Source organism: Paenibacillus sp. YAE3 (assembly GCF_057546105.1).
The window spans coordinates 95,628-111,053 of the sequence record NZ_BAAIYF010000009.1 but is presented as its reverse complement, the minus strand read 5'-3'; the positions used below and the strand labels follow the sequence as shown (position 1 = coordinate 111,053).

Annotated in this window: 15 protein-coding genes; 2 read left to right on the top strand and 13 right to left on the bottom strand. The window is 57.2% G+C overall.

The annotated features are described in order from the left end of the window. Positions 1-146: 146 nt before the first annotated feature. Positions 147-2,096 carry an ABC-F family ATP-binding cassette domain-containing protein gene (locus tag AC27KL_RS18310; RefSeq protein WP_487170583.1) on the top strand — a complete coding sequence of 650 codons (1,950 nt, stop codon included), beginning with the start codon at positions 147-149 and terminating at the stop codon, positions 2,094-2,096. A gap of 517 nt (positions 2,097-2,613) precedes the next feature. Here the strand turns inward: AC27KL_RS18310 and tsaD are convergent. Genes tsaD through tsaE form a run of 4 tightly spaced genes read right to left on the bottom strand, consistent with a single transcriptional unit; the run spans position 2,614 to position 5,450 of the window. Next, complete coding sequence (gene tsaD, locus AC27KL_RS18305; RefSeq protein ID WP_487170582.1) at positions 2,614-3,663, bottom strand: tRNA (adenosine(37)-N6)-threonylcarbamoyltransferase complex transferase subunit TsaD; 1,050 nt, start codon at positions 3,661-3,663, stop codon at positions 2,614-2,616. Continuing rightward, positions 3,663-4,181 (bottom strand): ribosomal protein S18-alanine N-acetyltransferase, encoded by a 519-nt coding sequence (rimI, locus tag AC27KL_RS18300; RefSeq protein WP_487170581.1) that lies wholly within the window; start codon positions 4,179-4,181, stop codon positions 3,663-3,665. Before rimI ends, tsaD begins: the two co-directional genes overlap by 1 nt. 16 nt (positions 4,182-4,197) lie before the next feature. Then, a complete protein-coding gene (gene tsaB, locus AC27KL_RS18295) occupies positions 4,198-4,968 on the bottom strand; it encodes a tRNA (adenosine(37)-N6)-threonylcarbamoyltransferase complex dimerization subunit type 1 TsaB (RefSeq protein WP_487170580.1) in 771 nt (256 codons plus the stop codon). After that, positions 4,965-5,450 carry a tRNA (adenosine(37)-N6)-threonylcarbamoyltransferase complex ATPase subunit type 1 TsaE gene (tsaE, locus tag AC27KL_RS18290; protein WP_212950278.1) on the bottom strand — a complete coding sequence of 162 codons (486 nt, stop codon included), beginning with the start codon at positions 5,448-5,450 and terminating at the stop codon, positions 4,965-4,967. The genes tsaB and tsaE overlap by 4 nt, the downstream gene beginning before the upstream one ends. Positions 5,451-5,670: 220 nt before the next feature. Here tsaE and AC27KL_RS18285 point away from each other — a divergent pair, with 220 nt between their 5' ends. Then, complete coding sequence (locus tag AC27KL_RS18285; RefSeq protein ID WP_339322256.1) at positions 5,671-6,408, top strand: alpha/beta fold hydrolase; 738 nt, start codon at positions 5,671-5,673, stop codon at positions 6,406-6,408. A 265-nt stretch (positions 6,409-6,673) separates the two neighbouring features. On the opposite strand, the gene AC27KL_RS18280 is transcribed toward AC27KL_RS18285, so the two are convergent. The 9 genes from AC27KL_RS18280 to AC27KL_RS18240 form a co-directional block, all read right to left on the bottom strand. After that, positions 6,674-7,234 (bottom strand): DUF4256 domain-containing protein, encoded by a 561-nt coding sequence (locus AC27KL_RS18280; RefSeq protein WP_487170579.1) that lies wholly within the window; start codon positions 7,232-7,234, stop codon positions 6,674-6,676. Between the two features lie 68 nt (positions 7,235-7,302). Then, complete coding sequence (locus AC27KL_RS18275; RefSeq protein WP_487170578.1) at positions 7,303-8,139, bottom strand: DUF2785 domain-containing protein; 837 nt, start codon at positions 8,137-8,139, stop codon at positions 7,303-7,305. 170 nt (positions 8,140-8,309) lie between these two features. Continuing rightward, positions 8,310-9,386 (bottom strand): LLM class flavin-dependent oxidoreductase, encoded by a 1,077-nt coding sequence (locus AC27KL_RS18270; protein WP_487170577.1) that lies wholly within the window; start codon positions 9,384-9,386, stop codon positions 8,310-8,312. Positions 9,387-9,456: 70 nt separating this feature from the next. Then, entirely contained in the window at positions 9,457-10,029 is a 573-nt protein-coding gene (gene ssuE, locus AC27KL_RS18265) for an NADPH-dependent FMN reductase (protein WP_487170576.1), read from the bottom strand. A 63-nt stretch (positions 10,030-10,092) separates the two neighbouring features. Next, a complete protein-coding gene (locus tag AC27KL_RS18260) occupies positions 10,093-11,430 on the bottom strand; it encodes an LLM class flavin-dependent oxidoreductase (RefSeq protein WP_487170575.1) in 1,338 nt (445 codons plus the stop codon). A gap of 57 nt (positions 11,431-11,487) precedes the next feature. Next, complete coding sequence (locus tag AC27KL_RS18255) at positions 11,488-11,967, bottom strand: DinB family protein (protein ID WP_487170574.1); 480 nt, start codon at positions 11,965-11,967, stop codon at positions 11,488-11,490. 3 nt (positions 11,968-11,970) lie between these two features. After that, positions 11,971-13,143: an N-methyl-L-tryptophan oxidase gene (gene solA, locus AC27KL_RS18250; protein WP_487170573.1), complete on the bottom strand. Its 1,173-nt coding sequence runs from the start codon at positions 13,141-13,143 to the stop codon at positions 11,971-11,973. Between the two features lie 2 nt (positions 13,144-13,145). Continuing rightward, positions 13,146-14,327, bottom strand: a complete 1,182-nt coding sequence (locus AC27KL_RS18245; protein ID WP_339322264.1) for an amidohydrolase — start codon at positions 14,325-14,327, stop codon at positions 13,146-13,148. 76 nt (positions 14,328-14,403) lie between these two features. Further along, positions 14,404-15,420: an LLM class flavin-dependent oxidoreductase gene (locus tag AC27KL_RS18240; protein WP_487170572.1), complete on the bottom strand. Its 1,017-nt coding sequence runs from the start codon at positions 15,418-15,420 to the stop codon at positions 14,404-14,406. Positions 15,421-15,426: the final 6 nt, after the last annotated feature.

The window sequence follows — 15,426 nt, the reverse complement described above, 5'->3', positions numbered from 1 at the left end:
CATATTTAATGTAAACTGAAATTATATGAAGCCATTCGAATGAACAACGCCTGCCGCGTGCCATTCAACATCCAAATCAAAAGTTTTTCCAAAAGCAAAATACCAAGAGAATACGACAATGATCTATAGACGGAGGTTTACAGCTCATGCTGCTTCAAGCAAGTGGAATCAAAAAATTGTACGGCGTGGAGCCCGTACTTGACGGAATTAATTTGCAGATTCAGGAGAGGGATCGCGTGGGGCTGGTCGGCGTAAACGGCGCCGGCAAATCCACCCTGCTCCAAATCCTTGCCGGCGAGATGTCCTATGACGGCGGACAAATTTTTAAAGCCAAAGAAACGACCATCGGCTATCTCGCGCAAAACAGCGGACTGCAATCCGGCCGCACCATCTGGGAAGAAATGATGAACGTATTCGCCCATCTGATCGAAACCGAAAAAGAGCTCCGGCAGATGGAGGAACAAATCGCGGATCCCGCCCTCATGGAGAATCCCAAAAAATATCAGGAGCTGCTCGACCGTTATGCCGTCCGTTCCGACTGGTTCAAGGACCATGGCGGCTACGAGATGGAGACGCGCATCCGCAGCGTGCTGCACGGGATGGGTTTCGGCAGCTTTGCGCCGGACACCCCGATCTCGACCTTAAGCGGCGGCCAAAAAACGCGCCTTGCGCTGGCGCGCATCCTGCTGCAAGCTCCCGATCTGCTCATGTTGGACGAACCGACCAACCATTTGGATATCGCCACGCTGACGTGGCTCGAAGATTATTTGCGTTCCTATTCGGGCGCGCTGCTCGTCGTTTCCCACGACCGTTATTTCCTCGACCGGCTCGTGACGTCCATCGTTGAAATTGAACGGCACCAATCGAAGCGCTACACCGGCAATTACAGCCGTTACATCGATTTGAAGGCGGCGGAATACGAGTCGGCCATGAAACAATACGAAAAGCAGCAGGACGAAATCGCGCGCATGGAGGAGTTCATCCAGAAAAACATCGTGCGGGCTTCGACCACCAAACGGGCGCAAAGCCGGCGCAAGGCGCTCGAAAAGATGGAGCGGATGGACAAGCCGCTCGGCGACTTGAAAAAGGCCAGCTTTTCGTTCGAAGTCGAATACATGTCGGGCAAGGACGTGCTGCAGGTCAAAAACCTTGCCGTTTCCTTTGCGCCGCCCCATCATCTTTTCCAAAACGTCTCGTTCGATCTGCATCGCGGGGAAACCGTCGCTTTGATCGGCCCGAACGGCATCGGCAAGTCCACGCTGCTCAAATGCCTGACCGGAAGCGAACGCCCTGCGTCAGGCACGATCCAATGGGGTACAAAAGTAAAGATCGGTTATTACGATCAGGAGCAAACGAACCTGAATCCCTCCAATACGGTGCTCGAAGAACTGTGGAGCCATTACCCTCATATGGAGGAGGCCCGCATCCGGACCGTTCTCGGCAACTTCCTGTTCAGCGGCGAGGATGTCCTGAAAAAAATCGCGGCGCTCAGCGGCGGCGAAAAAGCGCGGGTCGCGCTGGCCAAACTGATGCTGCTCGAAGCCAACATGCTCATCCTCGACGAACCGACCAACCATCTCGATTTGTTCAGCAAAGAGGTGCTCGAATCGGCTTTGATGGACTACGAGGGCACGCTGCTGTTCATTTCGCATGACCGTTACTTCCTGAACAAAATGGCCGAACGGATTATCGAGCTTCATCCGCAAGGGGTGGAGCATTTCCTGGGGAATTATGACGATTATACCGCCAAAAAGCAGGAACTTGAGGAATTGTCCCAGGAGGCGCTTGAAGCTGCCGGAAACCGGGCGCAAAAACAGGAGAATGCTGCGGAATCCGAAGGCAAACCGGGCATCAACACTTTTGAGGCCGACAAGCAAGCCAAACGGGAAGAACGCAGCCGCCAGCGCAAAATCGCGGCGCTCGAGGAACGGATTCAGCAGCTGGAAGCGGAAATTTCCGGGCTGGAGGCCGAGATGACGAAACCCGAAGTGTATCAGGATTATATCTCGCTGCAAAAACATCAGCAGGAACAGGAAGCCAAGAAAAAAGAGCTTGATGAAGCTTTTGCCGAATGGGAGCTGCTTGCCGCCGATTAATGCGGCCAGGACTTTTTGATTAGGTCTTTGAGATCAACAAAATTTAATTTGTCAAATTCACAAAACTTTTTAAATTTCGGTTCAATTCAATTATTCACAGGATTATCCACATAAACGGTGCATAACCTGGTTGAAAAAATGGCCCTCAGGGCCGTTTTTTATGGATTAAATTCATCTTTTTAATGAATATCCACTATTATCCACCAAACTATCCACATTATCCACAGTTTTTAAGGGTCCTAAATGAAAATCATATCCACGTTTTCAAAACCCTTTGAAATCAACTGATTTCGCATCCATAACGGGTTTGTACACAAATTTACTTGAATATGTGGATAATCTTGTCCACAACTTGACAAAAACTTTGTCGAATGCTGCAAAAAAAGCCCGTACTTGTTGCCAAGTACGGGCCATGAGCTGCCGTGCTATATCGCTGCTTCTTGCCGATCTTCATCTTCATCTGCCTGCAGACTGCACCGCGCTGGAGCAAGCAGCCGCGTTTCCCGGACTAGTTCGATCAGGACTCCTGAACCGACCATGCTTCAAGCGAAAATTGCGGCATCGCCTTCAGGTCCAAACCGGCGAATTGCCCCTTTTTCCACTTCAAATAGGCTGCAGCGCCGATCATGGCTGCGTTGTCGGTACAATATTCGAACGGCGGAATGATGAGCTCGATGCCTTCCTCGCGGCACTGCCGCTCCAGTTCTTTGCGCAGCCCGCGGTTTGCGGCGACGCCGCCGCAGAGCAGCAGCTGTTTGGCCTCATAGGCTCTGACCGCCCGGATGGCCTTCGTGACCAGCACCTCGACGACCGATTCCTGGAAACCGCGCGCTATGGCGCTTTCCAGAATAGGCTCCCCGCGCATTTTACGCTGGTTGACGACGTTCAGCACCGCGGATTTCAAGCCGCTGAAGCTGAAATCGTAGGAATCCGGCTCCAGCCATACCCGCGGCAAATCCACCGCCCCCTCCGCCTCCAGGGCGAGACGGTCCACGTGAGGCCCGCCGGGGTACGGAAATCCGATCGCTCGCGCGACTTTGTCATACGCCTCGCCGACGGCATCGTCCCGGGTCCGCCCGATCACCTCGAAGTTTCCTTCGGACTTCATGTAGACAAGCTCCGTGTGCCCGCCGGAAACGACCAATGCCATGCACGGATATTCCAAATTCGCCACAAGGCGGTTGGCATAAATATGCCCGGCGATATGATGGGTGCCGATCAGCGGCTTGTTCAGCGCCAGCGACAGGCTCGTGGCCGCGACGACGCCGACCAACAGGGCGCCGACCAGCCCCGGCCCTTGCGTCACGGCGATTGCCGACAGATCGTTTAGGCCGATGCCGGCTTTGCGCACCGCTTCTTCCAGCATCAGCGTAATATTTTCGACATGCTTGCGCGAAGCAACCTCGGGTACGACGCCGCCGAAGGCTTTATGGGTTTCGACCTGGCTGGCGATCAAGTTGCTGAGAACCTCTTTGCCGTCCTTGACGACGGCCACCGAAGTCTCGTCGCAGCTGGTTTCGACCGCCAATATATAGCAGGATTCCAACTCGTTATGAATTTCACTCATCAGTACGTTTCGCTTCCTTCCCTACTTCCCTGCGCGCTGCCGCGCTCAGGCAGATCCGCCCACATGATCAAAGCATCCTCCTGGTTGTCCGAATAATAACCTTTGCGGAGACCTGCGGGCTTAAATCCCAGCTTACGATATAAATTCTGCGCAACTTCATTCGACACTCTGACTTCAAGCGTCATCCGCTGCATGCCCAGATCTGAGGCGGTTTTCATCAGTTCGCGCAAAAGGCGCTCCCCCCATTTCCGCCCGCGGTACGCCCGCAGAACGGCGATGTTGGTCACATGCGCTTCGTCGATCACGGTCCACATGCCGGCATACCCTACGGGCTGTCCCAAATATTGCATGATCATGTATCGCGCAAAATGGTTCTGGGTCAGCTCGTTTCGGAATGCTTCCTCCGTCCAGGGGAGCGTAAACGATTCATGTTCGATCACCATGACATCCGGGATATCTTCCACCGCCATCTGGCGGAAGGACAATCCTTCGTGATTCGGATACATCTCCTGCTCCATGACTATCGAACTCCCTTCACGGCTTCCGCAGGAGCTTTTCAGCTTCCGCCAGCTGCGTATAATTCGGCACGAGCGCGTGCACGTCGTCGGTGATTCCCTGCATCAGCCGGTCAGACCCCAAACGGCCCACCGGTTCCCCCTCCATATCGCAAGCGGCGGTATGAAGACGGTCTCCCAGCAGGGCGCGCAGACGTTCGATGGCGGGTTCGTGTTTTCCGGCATCCCCGACGAACCAGACGCCATCCGGTTGTTCCTCCGCCGGCGTTTCGTTCCAGATCCGCTCGATTTCGCCGACCCAGTTTTCCATCAGACGAATGGCGTCTTCTTGCAGGCGCGCCGGCATCTCTGTGCCTCTGGCCCGAAACAATGCCGTGTACGCCTGACCGCGACGGGCATCCATCATCGGGATCACCCAGTTGATGCCCGTGCTTGCTGCAGCCGCCGTCAGAAGGCCGCTCCATGCCAGGGCGTGCAGGCTGGAAATGCCCGCGACGGGAATGTTCCACGCCCATGCCAACGTCTTGGCGGCCGTCACCGCAATCCGCGTCCCCGTATACGAACCCGGCCCGATTCCTACCGCAATCCCGTTCAAAGCGGATGCGTCCACTCCGGCTTCGCTCAGACCTTTTTGAACGAGCGGCAGCAAATGCACCGAGTGGTTCCGTTCTCCCGCAGCCTTGATCGTATAAAGCACCTTATCGTTTTCCATCACCGCCAGCGCAAGGCAAGCGGTCGACGTATCCAACGCCAAAAACCGCTTCAGCGGCTGTGTTTGTGGTTGATTCATTCCTGAAAGACTCCATTCTGTTTCAGGCTTCCGCACCATTCCTCATATGGCTGCCCAAAGCCCTGCAACGTAATTTTCCGCTCCGTCTCGCCGACCGTCTCGATATACAAATGCAGATGCTGCTCCGGCAGCAGCTCCCGGACGATTTGCGACCATTCGACGAGGCTGACCCCGCTGCCGTAAAAATATTCGTCAAGCCCCAGGTCCTCCGCTTCCTCCAAAGACACCCGGTACACATCCATATGGTAGAAAGGCAGGCGCCCCTCATATTCTTTAATGATCGTAAAGGTCGGGCTGTTGACGACGCCCTTTACGCCCAAATGTTTGGCGAAAAATTGCGAAAAAGCGGTTTTGCCCGCTCCCAAATCTCCGTCCAATCCGATGACCGTCCCGGGAACCGCCGCTTTTGCCAGCCATGCCGCCAGCGCTTCGGTATCCTGCGGACGAAGAGAGGTATACACAAACGGTTCCCCGTTTTGAATCTGTTCCAATACCTTGACCCACCTTCGGTTTCAATTCCTTGCATGAACTTGTCCTTAATTATATCGGTCTGTATTCGCTGCCGCAAGGACGGACGGGACCATCTTCCCGATTTTCGGCATGGCCGAACTTCACTGACCGGTTTTGTCAGGGAAGCGGTCGTATGATGTTAACAAAGGATTGACCCATCACCAAACCCAACATGCTTAGGAGGACTTTTTTATGAAAAAATTCGATAATTCCGGCTCCCAAACCGGATATGTATTCATTCACGGCGCCGGATTAAACGGCGGTATTTGGAACCAGGTCATGGATCGGCTTCCGGTTCCCTGTTTGTCGATCGATTTTCCTTTTCGCCAAGCCGAAGATGCAATTAGGCAAAAGATGTCGCTTCATGACTACATCGCCGACATCAACAACCAGATCGATCGCTGGGGCGTGGAGCGCTTTATCCTCGTCGCGCATTCGATCGGCGGCGTTCCCGCATTGCGGATTGCCGCGGACCGCCGGGAGCAGGTGGCCGGTTTGGCGGCGGTTGGTGCGGTCATCCCTGCGGACGGCGGTTCCTTTCTTTCCGTATTCCCGCCGGCCCAACGCATCCTCATGGCGACGTTAATGCGCGCGTTCGGAACGATGCCGCCGGAGCAGGTGATTCGCAAAAGCCTGTGCAGCGACCTGTCGCCGGAACAGGCTGCGGAGATCGCAAAGCATTTCACGCCTGAGCCCCTTCGCATCTATACGGATAAAATAAATGCTCATTGGCCTGCCGGAATTCCCTCGCTATACGTCAGACTTGAGCAGGATCGGGAACTCCCGGCAAAGCTGCAGGAACGGATGATCCGAAACCTTGACGGCTGCAAGACTGCGGCTATAAATTCGGGGCATATGCCCATGCTGAGCCATCCCGACGAGCTGTCCGCGATTCTTCTCCGGTTTCTTGGCGGGCTCCCCGCGTCGTGAAATCATCCGGCGGCTCCGAAGCCATCGTGTCGAGGCGCCGGTTCCAAATGCGAAGGTTCCATGATGCGCGCTGTACTGCCGTCAGGCGAGAGGAGCTTCATGGAGCCGAGCACTCTCTTAAGCATCCAACTCCGCAACTGGAGTTTATTTCTGATCAGGCCAAACAAAAAGAGAACGTCTCCAAAAGACCTTCTCTAATACATTCCCTTTTCCATTGATCGTACCGGTTGACCTGCGGATGGCAGCGCCGACCCGCCGCCAACATTCAGACCCTTAGCGAGCCGCGGAACCCTCTTGCCGCATAGTAGGATTCTGCCCCGTTGTGGTACACGAAGACCGTGTCGTAGCGGCGGTCGCAAAAGAGGGCCCCGCCGAGTTTTCTAATCCTTTCGGGGGTCAGCACCCAGCTCGACGTCTTCATATCGAAATTGCCCAGCTGCTGCAGTTCCCGGTATTGTTCTTCCGTTAACAGCTCAATGCCCATGGCAGCGGCCATGTCGACAGCACTGTTTTTCGGTTTATGTTCTTTCCTGGACTCCAGCGCTTCCCGGTCGTAACAAACGCTTCTCCTGCCTTTCGGGCTTTCGGCCGAACAATCGTAAAAAATGTATTCGCCCGTCTTGCTGTCATAACCCGCAACATCCGGCTCTCCGCCGGTTGCTTCCATTTCATGGAGCGGCCACAGCTTGTCCGGATTTGCTTCGAGTTTTGCTTGTACGCCGGCCCATTCAAGGCCCGCATGGCGGCTCATGTTTTTTTCGAAACGGGCTTTTAATGTTTTGAGCAGTCCTTCGCGTTGATCCGGCGATAACTCGATCTTGGTCATGTTCCATTCCTCCCCTTCGCTTGATCTGTCTCGTTCAACTGACGCTCTTTCCCATGAACTTTTTTCTTCTATGCGTATCTGTCCCTCTCATTTAATTGCTTCAATAGAAAAGACGAATACTTAAGCAACTCTGGTTCTTTCAGCATTTTGAAATACAAGCTTCGCAAAAAATGCTTCGTGTTGGCCCGCAATGTCTCCTTCTCCGTCATGCTGCCGGCCAAAGGGGCATAGGCAATCTTGCATATCCAGTCTGCAATATCATCGTCCGCCAAGGCGTTGCGCATCAATATGACCGCTGCCGCGTCGGCAAAGCGCTCGTCTTCATCGTTCACATACAGGTAGCTGCCGATGCAAACCTTATTTCGGATCGCTTCCAGCATCCTCAGCAAATCCGAACCCGTCATCGGCTCCAATCCCGCAAGCGATTCGATGCCGTCCGCGGCATGCGCCGCCGCATGAGCCCAGCCCTTCCCCTCCACGTAGCCTCTCAAATCCTCCTCCGAATCCAGGTACTGGATGAGCTTTGTTTTCATGGCCTGCAATTCATCTTTCTGCAAAAAAGGGGTCTGTTTATGCATATACACCGCTACGGGGAGAATAAGCGCCGAAAAAGACCGGGTAAATACCGAATCGGTCCCCTTTTCCCCGATCCCGAAAAACAGATGATCCTCATCCATTGCGGAAACGAGAAGCCTGCGCATAGCTTCAGGGGAAATGTTCCGCTGCTTCGTCCAGCGGCAAATCGTACTGTAGATCAAATCGTCCCTAAGTTCTGGATCGGTGCTGCCGATATGGTTCAACATGTCCGGAAGCAGCTGTTCCGGGTGCAGATCATCCCCGGTTCCTTTCCGGCCAGCCCGCAAATGCAGCAATGTCGTTTTTAACTTCGCTTCTTCCTCGTTCATTCCACTCCTCCCTCTCTTATCCGCTATACGAATAGTGTAACTGATTTGTCCCTCGCATTTTAGGGGGATTTAATCGCAAAAGAAAAAACTATCCGGGCATCCCCCTCGAATATCATAAAAAATGCCTAAAAAGACCCGCGAATCGCCGCGGGCCCTTTGATGGTATCCAATTATGAAACGACCGCCTTCCCTTCTTCCGCCAAAACCGGACCGCGCTCCCATACCTCGCTTGGAATTTCCCGCTTGAGCACGGGCAGCACGTCTTCGGCAAAACGCTGCAGCTGCTCCTCCTGCTCCGATTCGGCCAGTCCGTCGACGCTGATGCTCAGCACCTGATGACCAAACGCTTCGTGGTAATTCAACACCTTCTCGATGACCCGCTCCGGGCTGCCGATCAAAGCCGGTCCGTTTTCGATCATGTCCTCCAGGCTGACGAAAGGCGATTGGTTATGCTTCGAGGATTCGGTCGCGCTGAATGCATTGTAGTACGGCCGATAACGGCGGATCGCCTCCTCCGTCGTCGCTGCGAGATACAGGCTGCCCGAACCGGCACCGACGACGGCGCGCGCCGGATCATGCCCATAATGGGCAAGCCGCTCGCGGTAATGGTCGATCAGCGCTTTGTATTTGGCTTGCGGATGGAACGAATTCGAGGAGAAAATCGGTTCCCCGAACTGTGCCGCCAGCTCCGTCGAAAGCGTGCTGGACGCGCTGCCGTGCCATACCGGTATCGCCTTTTGATAAGGCCTGGGGTATGTCGTCACCTGCTCCAAGGGCGGACGGTATTTGCCTTCCCACGATACGTTTTCCTCCGACCATAATCGTTTCAGCAGCCGGTAACGCTCCGCCATCGATTCCCACTGCTCCTCTTCCGTAATGCCGAAAAGCGGATAATGCCGCGGGTCGTTGCCCTTTCCGATAATCATCTCCAGACGGCCTCCGGACAGGTGGTCCAGCGTCGCATAATCCTCGGCGACCCGGACCGGATCCAGCACGCTCAGCACCGTTACCGTAGTCAGCAGGCGGATGCGGGCCGTTTGGGCCGCAATGGCGGTCAGAACGACAGGCGGGGAAGAGGATAGGAACGGCGCGCCGTGCCGCTCGCCGACGCCGTAAGCGTCAAATCCGAGCTTTTCCGCAAGGACCGCCTGGCGAATGACGTTCCGGAACTTTTGCTGCGCCGTCCAGGTTTCGCCGGTAACGGCATTGGGGATGTTCATCATCAAGCTGAATAATGCGACCTTCATGAGATCCCTGCCCCCTTAAGGCCAGGCCACTTCTGGCCGTATCCCCAAAAGGCATAAAGACCCGGCGCCGTCATACCGCCTGCCCCTGCTCGGTCCGATTCGGAGCAGAGGCATAATGCCCAAGCTCGCGGACCAGGTCGCCAATGGCGTCATCCAGCCGTTCCTGCAGCTGTTCGGTCAGCTCGTATCCCCCGTGTTCGGTGCGGCTGACCCACCCGTCCACGGCGAACACGCCGCCCAGGATATTCGTGCCACCCAGCGCGGCCACGACCGGCTTCAGCGCATAATCGACGGCCAGCAGATGCGCGATCGTCCCGCCGATAAAAAGCGGCAGTACGATTTTGCCCTGGAAGCCCTTTTGCGGCACAAGATCCAAAACGGTCTTCAGCGCCCCCGAATAGGAAGCTTTAAACACCGGACTGGCAATGATCACGGCGTCTGCCTCGTCGACGGAGGAAAGCGCCTCTTGAATGGCGGGACTGTTGAAATTTGCCCTCAGCAGCTCTTCGGCCGGAAGGTCCGCGGCGGAGATCAAATCGACGTCATACCCCGCCCGGGCCAACCGGTCCGTAGCATGTTGAATCAAACCGAATAATCGGGATCCGTTTGATGGACTGCCTGCAATCACAGCGATTTTAGTCATCTTCATCCTCCTTAGGTTGAACTGCTGCGCCCGACACGCTTATCATGATAGGGTTGCTGCGTTTCAGGAACGGACGGCTTCCGCCCGGGCTTTCGTATACCGGTTCTCCGGCACCGCAAGCCCGAGATGGCCCCTAAGCGTGTCGCTTTCGTATTCCGTTCTGAACAATCCGCGTTCCTGCAGGATCGGCACCACTTGATCCACGAAATCTTCCAGCCCGCGCGGCACGGCGGCCGTGATCATGAACCCGTCGGCTGCTCCGGCCTCGAACCATTCCTGAATCCGATCGGCCACCTGCTCCGCGGTTCCGATGAAGTTTCCGCGCGGCGTAGCGGATTGGAGCGCCACCTGCCGGAGCGTAAGCCCTTTTTCCTTGGCGTCCCGTTTGATTTTGTCCGTGCCGCTCTGAAAGCTGTTTTTGCCGAGATCCCCAAGCTCCGGAAACGGCTCATCCAGCGGATACTGCGAAAAGTCATGATGCTCGAAAAACCGCCCCAAATAGTCGAGCGCATTTTCGATCGTCACGAGGCTCGCCACCTCCTGATATTTGCGCTCCGCCTCTTCCTCCGTGCGGCCGATGATCGGGCCGATGCCGGGAAAAATCAGCACGTCGTCCGGATTCCGGCCGAAAGCCGCGGCGCGGGCTTTGACGTCCTGCGCAAACCGCAGCGCCTCCTCCAAATTTTCGGCTCCCGTAAATATGGCGTCCGCTTCCTTCGCGGCATAGTTTTTGCCGACCTCCGATGCACCGGCTTGGAAGATGACCGGGCCCCCCTGCTTGGAGCGGGCGATATTCAAAGGCCCTTTGACGGAGAAAAACTCCCCTTGATGGTTCAGCTCATGCATTTTGTCCCGGTCGAAAAATACGCCCGTCTCCTTGTTCCGCACGAACGCGTCGTCTTCCCACGAATCCCACAGGCCGCGCGTCACTTCGAGGAATTCCGTGGCGATCCGGTAACGCTTGTCGTGATCCGGATGTTCTTTTTTGCCGTAATTGAGGGCAGACCCTTCAAGCGGAGAGGTGACCACGTTCCAGCCGGCGCGCCCGCCGCTGATAACGTCGAGGGAACCGAACTGGCGGGCCACCGTAAACGGTTCGCTGTACGAAGTGGACAAAGTGCCGACAAGCCCGATGTTCGTGCTGACGGCCGCAAGCGCGCTCAGGAGGGTGATCGGCTCGAAGCGGTTCAGAAAGTGTGGAATCGATTTTTCCGTAATGTATAGGCCGTCCGCGATAAAAATCAGGTCCAGCTTGCCCTCTTCCGCCTTGCGGACCCAGCTTTTGTACAGCTCGAAATTGACGCTTGCGCCCGGGTCGACGTCCGGATGCCTCCAAAGCGAAGTTCCTCCGCCGACGCCGTGCAGGAGAGCTCCCAGCTTCAACTGTTTTTGCTTTGCCATGATTATTCCTCCCTTTTGAAAATCCCCTGAAACGGGTCCTCCGACCCAAGCCCTTCCTTATGCCTTTTCCAATGCAAGGGCAGCGGCCTGCCGAATCCGCTCGATCTGGCCGAGATGGCCTTGAACATGACGGATGAAGCCGCGAATGATTGCCTTGATGCTGACGCTCTCCCCTTTGAAGTTGACCCCGGTCTTTTCCAGCTCTTCTTCGCTCAACCGTCCGATCAGCAAAGCGTTGTACTCCAAAATCGCGTGAAAGGCATCCAAAATGTCGGACAGCCGCCCTTCGTTCGAACGTTGGCCGCTCACCCAGGCATCCTGGTCGAACGCCGGCAGCCTTGCCGCCGTCCCCGCCAAAATGTCCCGGATCCGGAACGAAATCACGAAGCTGTGATCGACGAGATGCGAAGCCACCTCCTGCACGCTCCAGATTTGCGGCGCGGGCTTCCATTTCGCCTGCTCCTCGTTCAGTCCGGCCACCGCTTCGGCCAGCTGCCCATAGGTGTCCAAAAAAGCATCCAAATCCACTTCGCTCATGTTTCATTCTCCTCCTTGTGCAAAGCTTGGCGCAGGCGCTGCCTGCCCCGAAAAACGCGAAAGCGCAAACGGGCTCAGATCATACGGCGGTTCCTCGTCCATGACGAGCTTCGAGCAGAGTTCGCCGACGGCGCTCGAAAATTTGAAGCCGTGCCCGGAAAATCCCCCAGCGACGACAATATGCGGATAATGAGGGTGCCTGTCGATGATGAACCCTTCGTCCGGCGAAAGCTCGTATTTGCATGCAGCGCCTTGGATCAGGCGCCCGGACGCGCCGGGCATATATGTCCCGAGGGCGGCGCGCAAATCCGCTTCGTCTTCCGGAAAACTTCCGAAGGGCAAGAAAGGCTCACCCGGCTTCCACTCCCTTCCGGCGTCATGCCGCCCGATTTTCAGCCCGGCCCCGCCGATATCCGGAAAGCCGTAAAACCCGCCTTCCTCCGTATGCAGCGTAAATCCCGGAAATCTCCCAACCTTGTAATCCTGACCGGCGGTTTCGAACCAGCCGACCGTCTTGCGGACCGCCCTCACCGGGATGGAAACGAACGGTGCCAGCGTTCCGAACCATGCCCCTGCGGTCAAAATCGCCGCGGCTCCGTGAAATTTGCCGTTTCGGGTATGGACCACGACGCTGCCTCTCCGGGCCGTAATTCCGGTAACGGCCGAATGCGTCAGCAGCTCGGCTCCGTAGGCCAACGCCAACCTTTTGTAGGCGTCGACGCATGCTTCGCTGCGGAGGTACCCGGCCGCCGGCTCAAACATCGCTTCGAAATGATCCGGAATCGCCAAACCCGGCCAGCGCCTGCGGACTTCGTCCGCATTCAGCTTGACGGCGGTAACGTCGTGTTTCGCGGCTTCCGCCAGGCGGCCGTGAAAATTATGAAGCTTCGGGTCCGCAATATTGAGGACGCCGGACTGCACCAGAATCTGGGTTTCCGCCTGATCCTCAAGCTCGTTCCACAGCCGGTGGGCATGAACGGCGAGTTCCGTGTAAACGGGGTGGCCTCCGTAAGCATGGCGGATCAACCGAGGTTCCCCATGATGGCTCCCTTCCCGGTGCGGCGGGTCGAAGGCATCGATCAGCAGCGTCCGCACGCCCCGCCTGGCCAGATGATAACCGGCGCTCATGCCCATGGAGCCCGCTCCGACGATGATGACGTCATAGCTTGGGATCATCGTTATTTCCGCTCACCTCCCGCGGCGCGGAGCTGCGCCAATGCGCGTTCGGACAATTCGGCAAAAAAACGGATGCTGACCGGAAGCGCCGCTTCGTCGAGCGTAAACGCCGGATGATGCCATTCCTGCGTACCCGCCGTCCCCATGAACACGAACAATCCCGGAACCTTCCGCTGATAGACGGCAAAATCTTCGCCTGCCGGCGACGGCGCGGGGACCACGGCGCGAAGTCCCGCGGCCTCCGCCGCCGCCCGGCCGAGTTCCGCCAGCGCCTCGTCGTTGTTCACCGGCGGCGGCCCCTCGATCCAGCGCACGCCGGCGCTGGCGCCGAGAGCGGCCGTCACGCCTTCGACCACCTGGCTGAAGCGCTCCAGCACCCGTTCGCGTACCGTCTCGTCGAACGTCCGGATCGTTCCTTCCAGCACCGCCCGGTCCGGGATCACGTTCCAGGACGCTCCGCTATGAAGCTGGGTCACGCTGATCACCGCGCTCTGGAGGGCGCTGACGTTCCGGCTTACGACGGACTGCAGCGCCGTAATGACATGGGCGGCCGTGACGATCGGATCGAGCCCGGCTTCCGGAACCGCCGCGTGGGAGCCCTTTCCTTCGATTTCGACGGCAAAGCCGTCCGCGGCGGCCATGAGCGGCCCGCCTTTGATGCCGACGGTTCCGACCGGCAAATCCGGCTTGTTGTGCATGCCGAAGATGGCCTGCACCCCTTCGAGCGCCCCGGCGTCGATCACTTGCTTGGCTCCCTTGGCTTTTTCCTCGGCCGGCTGAAAAATGAGCCTGACCGTTCCCTGCAGCTCGTTTTCCTTTTCTTTCAGGGCATACGCCGTTCCGATCAACGCGGCGGTATGGAAATCATGCCCGCAGGCATGCATTTTCCCGGGGATTTTGGAGGCAAAAGGCAGCCCCGTCTCCTCCTGGACCGGCAGCGCGTCGATGTCCGCGCGCAGCGCGATCACGGGTCCGGGCTTCCGGCCACCGACCTCGGCCACGACGCCTGTCGCCAAGGGGAAATCCAGGATGCGGATCTCCGCTTCCTCAAGCCATGCCCGGATCGACTTCGTCGTTTCGAACTCTTCGTTCGACAGCTCCGGATATTGGTGCAAACGGCGGCGTATGTTTATGAATTTGTCATAACCGGTTTCGGTCACCGGCTCCAGTTGATGTCCCGTCATCATCTCCACCTCCTGTAAAATGAAGGCCGATAGCAATGGCCAATGCAGGCCGATAGCAATCTGCCCGACCCGCGCATTATACCTCCGCAACCGCCCCGTTCAAGGCCTCGGCCAGCAGTTCGAAGGAACGGAGACGTTTTTCGAACGGAGCGATGTTGCTTGTCACGATGAATTCATCCACGCCGGATGACCGTTGAAGCTCCTCAAGCTTTTCCCGGACGGATGCCTTTGTGCCTTTAGTAATGAACGGCTCCTGCTCCTCGATCGTATACGGCTCGCCGGCCTGCCGGCCGAATTCCTCCGCCTGCTCGCGGGTGCCGAGCGTCAGCGTTTTGCCGCTGGACAGATGGATCTTCACCAGCTTCTGGGAGGCAACCAGGCTCTCGGCTTCCTCCTCCGTATCGGCTACGACCACGGCAAGCGCTATAATCGCCTGCGGCCGGGTTCCGCGTTCGGCGTTAAAGCCCTCTCGGTATTTCCGGATCGCTTCGAGCGCCACGTTTTCATCCCCGTTGATAAACAAGGAGAACACATACGGCAGTCCAAGGCCGGCCGCGATTTCCGCACTGCCGACGCTGGCGCCCAGCACATAAATTTCAGCGGGCCGCTCCGCCAGCGGGGCGGCTTTCAGCCCGGCCAAAGGATGGTCCGGAGCCAGGCGGTTATGCACATAGCCGTCCAATTCGGCGATTTTGTCCGTCAAGGAGGCAGCATCGGCATTCCCGCGCTGCAGCGCCTGCGTGCTGCGGGGCAAACCGCCCGGCGCGCGCCCGATGCCAAGATCGACGCGCCCCGGCGCCAGGGAGGCGAGCACGTTGAAGTTTTCGGCCACCTTGTACGGGCTGTAATGCTGCAGCATGACGCCGCCCGAGCCGATGCGGATGCGATTCGTTTTGGCCAGCAGATAAGAGATCAGCACCTCCGGGGAGGAGCCTGCCAGCTGATCGGAATCATGATGCTCCGACACCCAGAAACGCCGGAATCCGAGCCGCTCCGATGTCTGTGCCAGCAGCACCGTGCGCGCCAGGGCTTCGGCTCCCGTTTCCCCCGGGTAAATCGGGCTTTGATCGAGAACGCTTATCGTAATCGCCATAGTTTT

Coding starts and splice junctions, on each gene's coding strand:
- AC27KL_RS18310 (WP_487170583.1), top strand. CDS start 147: ATGCTGCTTCAAGCAAGTGGAATCAAAAAATTGTACGGCGTGGAGCCC.
- tsaD (WP_487170582.1), bottom strand. CDS start 3,663: ATGAGTGAAATTCATAACGAGTTGGAATCCTGCTATATATTGGCGGTC.
- rimI (WP_487170581.1), bottom strand. CDS start 4,181: ATGGAGCAGGAGATGTATCCGAATCACGAAGGATTGTCCTTCCGCCAG.
- tsaB (WP_487170580.1), bottom strand. CDS start 4,968: ATGAATCAACCACAAACACAGCCGCTGAAGCGGTTTTTGGCGTTGGAT.
- AC27KL_RS18285 (WP_339322256.1), top strand. CDS start 5,671: ATGAAAAAATTCGATAATTCCGGCTCCCAAACCGGATATGTATTCATT.
- AC27KL_RS18280 (WP_487170579.1), bottom strand. CDS start 7,234: ATGACCAAGATCGAGTTATCGCCGGATCAACGCGAAGGACTGCTCAAA.
- AC27KL_RS18275 (WP_487170578.1), bottom strand. CDS start 8,139: ATGAACGAGGAAGAAGCGAAGTTAAAAACGACATTGCTGCATTTGCGG.
- AC27KL_RS18270 (WP_487170577.1), bottom strand. CDS start 9,386: ATGAAGGTCGCATTATTCAGCTTGATGATGAACATCCCCAATGCCGTT.
- ssuE (WP_487170576.1), bottom strand. CDS start 10,029: ATGACTAAAATCGCTGTGATTGCAGGCAGTCCATCAAACGGATCCCGA.
- AC27KL_RS18260 (WP_487170575.1), bottom strand. CDS start 11,430: ATGGCAAAGCAAAAACAGTTGAAGCTGGGAGCTCTCCTGCACGGCGTC.
- AC27KL_RS18255 (WP_487170574.1), bottom strand. CDS start 11,967: ATGAGCGAAGTGGATTTGGATGCTTTTTTGGACACCTATGGGCAGCTG.
- solA (WP_487170573.1), bottom strand. CDS start 13,143: ATGATCCCAAGCTATGACGTCATCATCGTCGGAGCGGGCTCCATGGGC.
- AC27KL_RS18245 (WP_339322264.1), bottom strand. CDS start 14,327: ATGACGGGACATCAACTGGAGCCGGTGACCGAAACCGGTTATGACAAA.
- AC27KL_RS18240 (WP_487170572.1), bottom strand. CDS start 15,420: ATGGCGATTACGATAAGCGTTCTCGATCAAAGCCCGATTTACCCGGGG.